This window comes from Paractinoplanes toevensis, assembly GCF_018332695.1.
GTDB lineage: Bacteria > Actinomycetota > Actinomycetes > Mycobacteriales > Micromonosporaceae > Actinoplanes > Actinoplanes toevensis.
Genome location: NZ_BOQN01000159.1, coordinates 42,515 through 53,009, shown reverse-complemented (window position 1 = coordinate 53,009; position 10,495 = coordinate 42,515). Strand labels below are relative to the sequence as shown.

Here is a 10,495-nt window from a genome sequence, read left to right as displayed (position 1 = left end):
CGCCGTAGAGCGAGTCCGAGCAGCCTTGGCTCGGCCCCTGTCCCTTCGGGGGGCGAACCTGAGCGCCTACTCGGCATCGCTGGGATGACCGGCTGCACCCTTACGGGCTTATCCCCTTCCAGACCGCCGCCCGGCAGGCCCGCGACGATGGCGGCCTGCTGTCCGCAAAACGATGCCTATCGGGCGCGGTGCGCGCTGCGAAGCCGCCTCGGTGAGACCAGTGGGTGTTAAGCAGCGAGGCTGGGTGCCTCGGTCTGGTCTGTGGCGGGTTCCCGATGGTGATGAGCGTTGCCCTGGGTCGCTTTAACTTTCGCCGAGTGGCGGCTACGCGATCGACCAGCGACTCCACGCCTCGCCGAGCGCCGAGCTGTGCACCGACACCAGCCGGCCGGATCGGATCGGCGGCGACCGGGGAAAGCGCGCCGACCACCCGTTACCCCTGTTGATGCAGGGATCCGGGGAGTTCCTCGCCATCCACCTTTCCCCTGCTGCGGGTCAAGCTGGCCGAGGGAAAGCGGGCCAACTCGTGCATCGACGCGTGCATGCAACTGCGATACGCGCGTACCAGCACTTCGGCATCACCGCCGAGGTCCTGCCGGTCGGCGTGGTGATCCACGACCCGGACGGCAACCGCACCCAGTACGCCACCGACCGGCCCCCGCTGGCGCGACGAGACCAGCCTGGTCGGGCACGCCGTTCTGCTGCTACCCGAGCACGACAAGCTGGCCGACCCGACCATCAAGCAGGTTTCCGCGATCCGGGCGCTACGGCAAGGCCCGGTCATCGGACCGATCCCCGAACAGAGCCGCCACGCCCTACACGACGGCGAAACCAGCTTCGCCTCACAGCGCGCCGACCTGCTCATCGAGTACCAACGGTCCAACCCGACGACCGGGACCGGCTGCTGGGTGGGCCGCTGCTGGTCCGCAACGACGCCCAGTACAGGCGCGCCGGAATCAATCTGGCCGCGCTCGTCGTCCAGGCACTCCGCGACGCCAGCATCATCGACCGGCTCCGACAAACCAGGGCCTTCCCTCACCTGCTGGCACTGCTCGACACGATCGGCGACGCGCCGATCAACCTCGACGAGAGCACCGGCGACGTCCTGGTCGATCTACCCGACGGTCCGGTTCGGCTCGATCAGGTACCTGCCCCAGGCCGCTAGACCGATGACACGCCATCGCACCGGCTCGACCGGCGGGCACCCAGAGCCGTTGCTGTTCCGGCGCGACAGAACATCTGTGACCAAATCGCCATCGCTTAAAGGATCTTGCTGGCAAATACTGGAATCTAGTGGAGAGTGTGCTAGCTTCTGCCGCATGGCAGAGACGATGGATGAACTCGAAGACCTGATCTCAGGGCTGCGAGTGCAGATTCGTCGCGCGTTGGCCAACGGCCAACGCGCCGAGGTTCCCAAGCTGCGAGCCGAGCTCCATGCAGCTGAGCAGCGGTGGGACACGGGTCTGCAGGAAATCGAAGGTTCGGACACGGGACAGGCGCCGCTCGCTCCGTTGCCGTCCGGCGCGTCGCTGCTGCCGATGCGGGAGCAGGTCCATCAAGTGCTCACGCTGTTGGGGGCGCCGGCTGCGCCAAAGCTGATCGTGGCGGTGCATGAGGCGTTCAACGGCGGCGAGTTGGTCAGCGCGAAACTGACCAGCCTTCGGCGAGACGAGGAACGGTCGTTCCGGTCGGCGCCGTTCGCGCGTCCGTACTACTTGTGCAGTGCGCTCGCGGTGGACCAGTGGGTGAGCGTACGGGGGTTGCTGGCCGTCTCCACATGGTCGCTGGACCGGCGGATGATCGGCCCGCTGTCCCCGCGTGTCGATTTCCTCTCAGGGGCGATCAGGCTTGCCCAGCACGTTGAGCGGACCGGCGATCCCGGACCGCAGACGAGCAGGCTTCTGTGGCGGTTCGCGACCAACATTCCCGGGGCGGCCGAATCGTTCGGCTCGGCCCGACCTGCGGCGATCATCGCGGCTGCGCGAGCCGAGTTGGAGGTCCACGACGCCGCCGATCGCGCACAACGCAAGGCTGCAGCCGAAGCAGCACGCCGTCGCCTCGATGACGTTCAGCAACTGTTCGGCGCTCAACCGCTCAGGGCAGTCCGCAGCGCTGACTGACAACTTTTCCGATATCGGCGGCCCGGTACCGCGAAGACCGGACCCGTCACTCCAGAGGACACGATGACCGTCATCGACGACCGTCTCAACGCCATCCGTGGTGCGGCACCGCGAAAGCCGCACAACGCCCGAACTCTCGCTGCTCTCGCCGCCAACCCTGGCTGCCGCCGTCGCACGCTCATGGACGCTGCCGGCGTGAACAAAGCACTGATCGCTGATCGACTCGGCTATGGCATGACCGTCGGCCAGATGTCCAGCATCGCGCTGGCCCGCGGAAAGAGCTTCGAAGCGCAAGTCAAGGCCGAGGGCGGCAACGACCTTCTGCGGCTGCTGCGGCTGCACCTCGACCTGCCGACCGCGCAGGCGCACTATCACGACCTCAACCCGGCCGACGACGATGACCGCATCAGCGCTCGGCTTCGGCGGTCACAGCGCGCCCTGGAGGAAGCCGCGCGAGCATCAGACCCGGTGGGGACGATGTTCGATCACCCGATCCTGCAACTGACTATGAACGGCGTCCGGGTCCACATCGAGCCTGACCTGATCGCCTTCAAGTTCGGCGACCGTTTCCACATCGTCGAGATCAAATCCTTCCCCATCGTGGACGGCGTCGCCGACTCGGGCAAGGTCGCCGCCGCCGCGCAGCAAGCGGCGGTCTACGTACTGGCGATGCGCGAGATGCTGCAGACCGCCGGACTCTCGCCGGAGCTGGTCTCCCACGAAGTGATCTTAGTGTGTCCCAGGGACTTCAGTAACCAGCCGGTGGCCGAGTTGGTCGACGTCCGCAAGCCGCTGGCGTCCCTGCGGCGTCACCTCACCCGCATGGAGTCGATCGACACCCTGTTGCCGATCCTTCCTCCTAGCCTGACCTTCGACCTTGTTCTCGACGCGACGGGACAGCCGACCCGCAGCCCGGACGATCTTGCCGCCTCTGTCGCTCAGGTCTCGGCACGTTATTCACCGGATTGTCTTCAGAGTTGCGAGCTGGCGGGGGTGTGCCGGGCCGAGGCGAACGGCACCGTGCCGGTGCTAGGCCGGGTGGTTCGCGAGGAGTTGGGCGGCATCGATTCCATCGCGGAAGCGATCGCGCTGGCGACCGGCGGCCGAGTGCCCGACGACAGCCAACGCGAGGCCGCTCGTCTGCTGCGTACCGCTTACCAGATGCGTCAGCAGGCCCTGGAGGCTATGCGGTGACCGTGATGAGTTCGCTGGCCCGAGTGCTCGCCGCCGGCTCGAAGACGCCGCAGCGCGTCACCCTGTATCGCCACCTGCACGTATCCGAGCAGCCGATCGTCATGGTGCCGATCATCTTGGCCGGCGAAACGAACGCTCCGCTCGCGGTGATGGTGGGCTCTGACCCCGGGCAGCCGGAGGTCATCGTGACGCGGCAGCCGCGCGAGCGAGCCGAACGGCTTCGATTCGCGGAACGTCTCGCTGGCCATCTGCTTTTCCCGATCGCGTCGATGGCGGCGACCACGCAGCGCGTCGACACCCGCAGACCGGAACTGTCGGTGCGGGCAACCCAGGCGCCTCAGGTGTGGGTGCCCAACCCGGCCGGCGTCGACTACGTCCGGTTGCTAGGACGCATGACGCGGTTCCGTTCCAGCGAGGGTCCCTGGGCTGTTGCCCCGTCCGTGCGGCAACTGGGTATCTGGCTCACCTGGCTGGCGGAGCAGGCCGAGTTCGCCGACTCCTGCGTCCTGGTGCCGGCCACCCGAGCGTTGAGCGCGGTGTGGGCGACCGGGCAGAGCGATGTCGAGGACGGCAACCTCGCCGCGGTGATGGCCTGGCTGGCGCCGCCGCCGGGCATGGCCATCATCGATGCCGCGCGCCGGGCTGAGGATCCGGCTGTGTGCCCGCCTGCCGGTCCGGCGACCGATCCCACCTTCGATCGGCTGTTCCTGCAGCCCACCCTGCGGGATCTCGCCTCGGCGGCTACTGAGCTGGCCAGGCGGCAGGTCCTCCACCGGTTGACCGGCATGCTGGTGGAACAGATGCGGCCCACCTGGGATCTGGTGTGGCAGGCCATCGACCTGCTGGGGGCGGAACCGCCGGCAGCGCGTGTGGCCCGCCGATGGGAACGGCAGCGCGATCGCTTCACCGCGTTTCATCACTACGTCTCGGACGGCGGGTATCCGCAGGCCAAACGCGACAACGCGGTACGCGGCGCGCAGCGCCTCGCTGAGATGGAGCAGCGGTTGGCCAGCTTTGACGCCGAGCGCGCCTACGACGACCCGCTGGTCCTCGCCGACTACCGGCTCGCCGGCGAGGCGTTCGCCGGCGAGGTCGTCGCGAGCGATCCCCACCGGCGGGTGCGCGGCGCGCAACGATCCGTGACGCGGCCCCTGGTCACCGTCACCACCACCGACCCGGTGCGCCTCGACGTGGGACAGCAGGTGCACGACCCGAGCCGCAACGGGCAGCGGGCGCTCATCACCAGTCTCGACGAGGCCACCGACGGCTGGATCGTCGAGCTCGAACTGCAGGACAAGATGGGCCGCGGCCGGGCCCCTGAACCAGGATCCGTCCCGGCCGTCGGTGACGAGGTGGTCTACACCGCGCTCGCCGACACGTTCGTGCGTCGCGGCCGGGCCTGGCCCGCGCGGGAGAACATTCCGTGGACCCACGGCGGGCCGCCGCCGGAGCCTGTTCCCGTTCCGGAGGACGCGGTGGAGGACTGGTCATGACATCACCGCAGCAGCTCGCCGAAGCCCGCACCGCCGGGATCATCGCTGATTTCACCAGCACTCGGCGATCGGGGGTCGTCGTCGACTCGCCGCCCGGGGCGGGTAAGTCCACGCTCGTCGTCCGGACGGCCGCGGAAATCGCCGAAGCCGGTGAGCCGATCATGGTCGTCGCCCAGACCAACGCGCAGGTGGACGACCTCACCGCGAAGATCGCCGCGCGGTTGCCGCACCTGCTGATCGGCCGCCTCACCCGCGAGGACTACCGTCCGCCCGCCGCCGTCCAGCTGCCGAAGGTTCAGATCGGCAACCGCCTGGACGCTCTCGGGGACTGCCGCGTCGTGGTCGGCACGGCGGCGAAGTGGAGCCGGGTCGAGACGGCCGGGAAGCTGCCGTGGGCGATCGTCGACGAGGCGTATCAGATGCGTTCCGACATGTTGCTGCTCACCGCCGAGCTGTTCGAGCGGATGTTGTTCGTCGGCGACCCGGGGCAGTTGGACCCGTTCTCCCCGGTCGACGGCGAGCGGTGGGCAGGTCTGCCGTGGGATCCGATGCAGAGCGCGGTCGCCGTGCTGATGCGCAACAACCCGGAGATCACGCCGCACCATCTGCCGCTGTCGTGGCGGCTGCCGCCGAGCGCGGCGGGAGTGGTCCAGGAGGCGTTCTACCCGTTCACCCCCTTCCAGTCCGGCACCGGCCCGGCAGATCGTAACGTCGTGATGCGCGTTGCTGGCCTGCGGCCGACTCCGGTTGACGAGGTGATCGCGATGGCGGCCGAGACCGGCTGGGGCTTCTACGAGCTGCCGCACCGCAACACGGTGCGCACCGACGAGGAGGCGGTCACCGCGACGGCGGACATCGCCGCGCGCCTGCTGCAACGTGGTACGGAAACCTACTGCGAACACGCCCGAGGCGGGCGGCCACTGACCGCTGACCGGATCGCCGTGGGTGCGGCGCACCGCGACCAGGTCGCCGCCCTCGGCCGGGAACTACGCGCCCGCGGTCTCACCGGCATCCGCGTGGACACCGCCAACCGGCTGCAGGGCGCCGAGTTCGACATCACCGTCATCCTGCACCCACTGTCCGGTCGCATCGACGCCACCGCGTTCCACCTGGAGTCCGGTCGGCTGTGCGTGCTGGCCTCCCGGCATCGGCACGCCTGCATCGTCGTGGGCCGCCAGGGCATCCCGGAACTGCTGGACGCCCACCCCTCGACCGAACCGATGCACCTCAAAGCGTTCATCAAGTTCCCTGACGGCTGGGAAGCCAACCAAGCCGTCCTCGCCCACCTCGCCGGCCACCGGATCCGCAGCCTCGGCTAACGCCCGACCCCCTTGACGTCAGCGCACGTCCCCTTCGCGAAAGGGCCCAGCTCGCATGCAACTGCTGCACACCTCCGACTGGCACGCCGGACGGACCACCTACAACCAGTCCCGCGCCGCCGACCTCGACGACGCCCTCACCGAGTTCATCGCGATCGCCCGGGACATCCGGCCCGACGCGATCATCAACTCCGGTGACCTGATCGACCACTCCAAGGTGAGCCACGCCGAGATCGAGCGGGTCGTCGATGCGCTCGCCGAACTCGCGGCGATCGCCCCCACCATCGTGGTCGCCGGCAACCACGACAACTTCAGCCTGCTGCGCTACCTCGACCGGCTCGGACGCCTCAACCGGCTCTACTTCGTCAACAAGCCGCTCGGCATCGGCGGCGACCACCTCGTCCTGCCTGGCCGCGACGGCAACACACTGCGGCTCGGCGCGCTGCCGTTCGTGTCCGCCGAACGTGGCGTCGACGTTTTCGACGACCCTCGCCGATGGGCCGGCGCGTACCGTGCCCGCATCGCCGACCTGCAGGCGAGGATCACCACTGGCCTGACCGCGGGCCTGGACCCGCGTCGCGAGCTGACGGTCTTCGCCGCCCATCTGCATGTCACCGGCGCCGGTCTCTCCGGCAGTGAGCGGGCCCAGCACTGCAGCGACGACTACGCCTGCGACCCCGCCGCCATCCCGCCGGTCGACTACGCCGCGTTCGGTCACATCCACGACCCGCAGGACCTGCCCGGCCCCGTCACCGGCCGGTACGCGGGCTCGCCCATCCCGCTGGACTTCGGTGAGGCCGGCCAGCGCAAGAGCGTCACGCTGGTCACGCTGGAGCCCGGCATGCCCGCACGCTGCGAGGCGATCCCGCTGCGGGGTGGCCGAGCCCTGTTCCGATTCGAGGGCAGCTTCGCGGATCTGCAATCCCAGGTCGACATGATCGACGACGCCCTGTGCCTGGCGACAGTGCACACCGACACCCACGACCCGGCACTCGCGCAACGCGTCCATGACCTGCTAGGACACGCCACCGTCCTGGACCTGCAACAGCGTGTCGCCGGCACCCAGGGCGCCGCGCTCGTAGTCGAACCCGGCACCGCGACCGCCCAGCGGCCACTGTTGGACGCCTTCGGCGCCTACCTGCAGCAGATCGGCACCCGCACCGCCCCGATCGACACGGTGATGGCGATCATGGGCGAATTCCTCGCCGCCGACCACGAGGACCGCGACCCCTGCTTCGCCGTCGAGGCGCTGCTCACCGACGACCACATGGCGGGTGCAGCATGAGACCGCTCGAACTCACCTTCTCCGGGCTGCGGTCCTACATCAGCCGACAGCACATCGACTTCCGCGGCCAGACTCTCATCGGGATCACCGGCGAAACCGGCTCCGGCAAATCCTCGATCTTCATCGCCATCAACTACGCCCTCTTCGGGGCCTGCACCTTCGAAGCGCCCACCCCGAAGGTGCTCATCGCCGACGGCGGCGACGGCACCCTCGCCGTGGAACTCGTCTTCGAAGCACGCGGCAAAGAGTGGAAGGTCAGCCGACGACTGTCGAAGACATCAGCCACCTCCCACCACCGGCTGCAGGCACTCGACGGCTCGGAGACACGGCTCGGCCGAGACGCCACCAACACCCGCATCCAGCAACTCATCGGGCTCGACCAGAAGACCTTCGTCCGCTCGGTGCTCCTGCGGCAAGGAAAGTTCGAACAGCTTCTGCACGCTTCGCCAGCCGAACGGGCGCACATGCTCAAAGGCCTGCTCGGCCTCGACATCCTCGACACCATCAGCCAGCAGGCCCGCGACCGCCGTGACGCACTCGCCCCCCAGCTGCACAAACTCCGTGAGCGCAAAGCCGCTCTGCTCGACGACCCGCGTGCCGCCGCAGCCCAGGCCGCCACCCAGATCGGGCAGGTCGACGAGAAGATCAAGCAGCTCGGCGCGGCACAAGAGCAACTCGCCGACATCGAGACGAGGCGCATCAACGCTGAGAACGAACGCACGCGCCTGCTGGAGCTGGTCGGCAAGCTCGCATCGATCCTGGACACCAACGCGCCCGAGCAGCTCAAGAGGCTCGCCGAACTCGGTGACGCCATCGCCGTGATGGACGGTGCCCTTGTCGCCGAGCTGACCCCCTTGCGTCAGCAGCGCGATGATCTCCTTGCCCAGCTCGGGGACCGTAGACCAGGCGGCCCGCTCGCCGATGTGCCCGCCACCGCCGCTACCGAGCTCGGGCAACTCGTTGAGTTGATCGAGCGCGAGGCCGACGCCGGCTTCCGCTACGACACCGAGACCGCCGAGCTGCGAGCAGCGGAGTCCGGGGCGTCCGGCGCACGGGAGGCAGCCGACAAGCTCGCCACGCTGCGCAAGGAAACCGAGCAGGACCGGAAGAACGCCGCGGACCGCGAAAGCGACCTCGAGAGACAGCTTGATGCGTGGCGTGCCGCCCTGCGCGATGTCCGCGACCTGACGGCCCGGGTCACGCAGCTCACCCAGCAACTGGGCGACCGGCGTGCCGACCACGCTGTCGCGGCGGAGAAGCTGGAGCAGCAACGTGCCGCCGAGGAGGAAGCCGATCAGGCGGTAGCGGAGGCGGAGGAAACGCTCGAGGGGCAGAAGCGCCTGAACGCCGCCGCATACGCCGCGGCCGGCCTGCAGCCGGGCGACGCGTGCCTGATCTGCGACCACGAACTGCCCGACGGCTTTGTGCCTCCGCACGCGCCGGGCCTGCACGACGCCGAACAAGCCTTGAAGAAGGCCCGAGCCCACGCCAAGCGCCAAGCCGCCCTGACCACCGCGGCGCTGAGCAAGGAACGGGAGACCTACACGGTCGCCGAGCAGAAAGCCGCCCAGCTCACGGATACGTCCGAGCAGGCGCGCGGTGCCCTCACGGTCCTGACGCAACAGCTCGGTGCGATCGACCTCGAGCGGTCCGACGATCACAACCTCGCACCAAGTATCGCAGTCCTCACGGCCGCCCAGGAGCGGACTGCGGCCAAGGCCGCATACTTGGAGGAGATCCGCAACAGCGCCGCGAAAGCCGCCGCGATCGTCGAGGCCATCGACAAGGACATCGCCGGTCGGACCGCCCAGCTGAAGAAGGTCGACACCCAGAGCGCGGCACTGCGCAAGAGGATCACGACCCTTACGCAGCAGATCCCGGCTGTATATCGGCCGGAACGGCCCACTGCGGAACTGGTGACCCGCCTGCGGGACAAAGCGATCGCCGACCGGCTACGTCTGGGCGAGCAATGGAGCGGTCTCACGCGCCTCAGCACGGAGATCGAGACGCTGGAGACGCGACGTGACCAGCTGATCGAGAAACGCGCCGATCAGGTCACGGCACCGGCGAAGCAGAGCCAGCAGCGGATGCTGGACGTCTCCGCGGGCCACGCCGCGCTCGCGGCGTTGCTGCGTACGCCGCCAGCCAGCCAGCTCGATCTCACCGCCGACCTCGCCGCCCAAGCTCAATGGGCGGCCAACATCAAGACCCTCGCCCTCGGTGCACTCGACGTCGGGCGCGCCCGGACCAGCGATATCGGCTCCCTGCTCGAACGGCTCGCCGGCGAAGCAGCCGCCGTCGCCAGCAACGCGCCGACCGGCGGTAGGCCCATCCGCGCCGCGTATGACGACGCCATCGGCCGCCGGGCCATCGCCGTGAAGACACGCGGCACCGCACTGGCCCAGATCCCGGTGATGGACGATCTGGTGCACCGCATCGAGTCCACCCAGCCCCACCTTGACGGACTCACCGCCCTGGTCGAATTGCTCGGCAACGGGAAATTCGGCGCCGCCGTTGTCCAGGAACGACAGCAAACTCTGCTCGGGGCCGCCACCGCGATCATCCGCGGCATGACCCTCGGCCGGTTCGCCCTCGGCCCCGACTTCCAGATCTTCGACGCCCACACCGGCTGCCTGCGCGACGTGAAGACTCTCTCTGGCGGCGAGACGTTCCAGGCGAGCCTCGCGCTCGCCCTCGCCGTGGTCGAACAAGCCAGCAGCAGTGGAGGGAAAGCCGAGTCCCTCTTCTTGGACGAAGGCTTCGGCAGCCTCGACCAGACCGCCCTCACCTATGCCCTGGACGCCTTGTCCACCCAAGTCGCCGCTGGCCGCCTCGTCGTCGTGATCAGCCACATGCTCGCCGTGGCCCAACACGTGCCGGTGCTACTCCGTGTCTCCAACACCGCCGGGGGAAGCACCGTGCGGTGGGCCACCGACGCCGAACTGCTCGAACTAGCCGACGAAGCCGGCGCCGGGCCGCTACATACCTGATCGCACATAACAACAGACGGCAGCAGGGCGTAGCAACGAGTAGGAATCCAACCCGTATCGGGACGGAGGTAGCCGACATCAACGCCGTCGCCAC

The 10,495-nt window shown here is 68.6% G+C and carries 7 protein-coding genes; all 7 read left to right on the top strand.

Annotated elements, in window-relative coordinates; genetic code table 11:
• Nucleotides 1–538 precede the first annotated feature (538 nt).
• Nucleotides 539–1,165, top strand: a complete 627-nt coding sequence (locus Ato02nite_RS48155; protein ID WP_213013459.1) for a hypothetical protein — start codon at nt 539–541, stop codon at nt 1,163–1,165.
• A 154-nt stretch (nt 1,166–1,319) separates the two neighbouring features.
• Nucleotides 1,320–2,120, top strand: coding sequence for a hypothetical protein (locus tag Ato02nite_RS48150; protein ID WP_213013458.1), 801 nt, complete (start codon nt 1,320–1,322; stop codon nt 2,118–2,120).
• Between the two features lie 63 nt (nt 2,121–2,183).
• Entirely contained in the window at nt 2,184–3,314 is a 1,131-nt protein-coding gene (locus Ato02nite_RS48145) for a hypothetical protein (RefSeq protein ID WP_213013457.1), read from the top strand.
• A 5-nt stretch (nt 3,315–3,319) separates the two neighbouring features.
• Nucleotides 3,320–4,807, top strand: coding sequence for a hypothetical protein (locus tag Ato02nite_RS48140; protein ID WP_246608195.1), 1,488 nt, complete (start codon nt 3,320–3,322; stop codon nt 4,805–4,807).
• Complete coding sequence (locus Ato02nite_RS48135; protein ID WP_213013455.1) at nt 4,804–6,126, top strand: AAA domain-containing protein; 1,323 nt, start codon at nt 4,804–4,806, stop codon at nt 6,124–6,126. Before Ato02nite_RS48140 ends, Ato02nite_RS48135 begins: the two co-directional genes overlap by 4 nt.
• A gap of 55 nt (nt 6,127–6,181) precedes the next feature.
• Nucleotides 6,182–7,411, top strand: a complete 1,230-nt coding sequence (locus Ato02nite_RS48130) for a metallophosphoesterase family protein (RefSeq protein WP_213013454.1) — start codon at nt 6,182–6,184, stop codon at nt 7,409–7,411.
• Nucleotides 7,408–10,401, top strand: coding sequence for an AAA family ATPase (locus Ato02nite_RS48125; protein ID WP_213013453.1), 2,994 nt, complete (start codon nt 7,408–7,410; stop codon nt 10,399–10,401). The genes Ato02nite_RS48130 and Ato02nite_RS48125 overlap by 4 nt, the downstream gene beginning before the upstream one ends.
• Nucleotides 10,402–10,495 lie beyond the last annotated feature (94 nt).

Excerpts from the sequence above, each read along its gene's own strand:
- Ato02nite_RS48150 (WP_213013458.1), top strand. The coding sequence starts at position 1,320 with ATGGCAGAGACGATGGATGAACTCGAAGACCTGATCTCAGGGCTGCGA.
- Ato02nite_RS48145 (WP_213013457.1), top strand. The coding sequence starts at position 2,184 with ATGACCGTCATCGACGACCGTCTCAACGCCATCCGTGGTGCGGCACCG.
- Ato02nite_RS48140 (WP_246608195.1), top strand. The coding sequence starts at position 3,320 with ATGAGTTCGCTGGCCCGAGTGCTCGCCGCCGGCTCGAAGACGCCGCAG.
- Ato02nite_RS48135 (WP_213013455.1), top strand. The coding sequence starts at position 4,804 with ATGACATCACCGCAGCAGCTCGCCGAAGCCCGCACCGCCGGGATCATC.
- Ato02nite_RS48130 (WP_213013454.1), top strand. The coding sequence starts at position 6,182 with ATGCAACTGCTGCACACCTCCGACTGGCACGCCGGACGGACCACCTAC.
- Ato02nite_RS48125 (WP_213013453.1), top strand. The coding sequence starts at position 7,408 with ATGAGACCGCTCGAACTCACCTTCTCCGGGCTGCGGTCCTACATCAGC.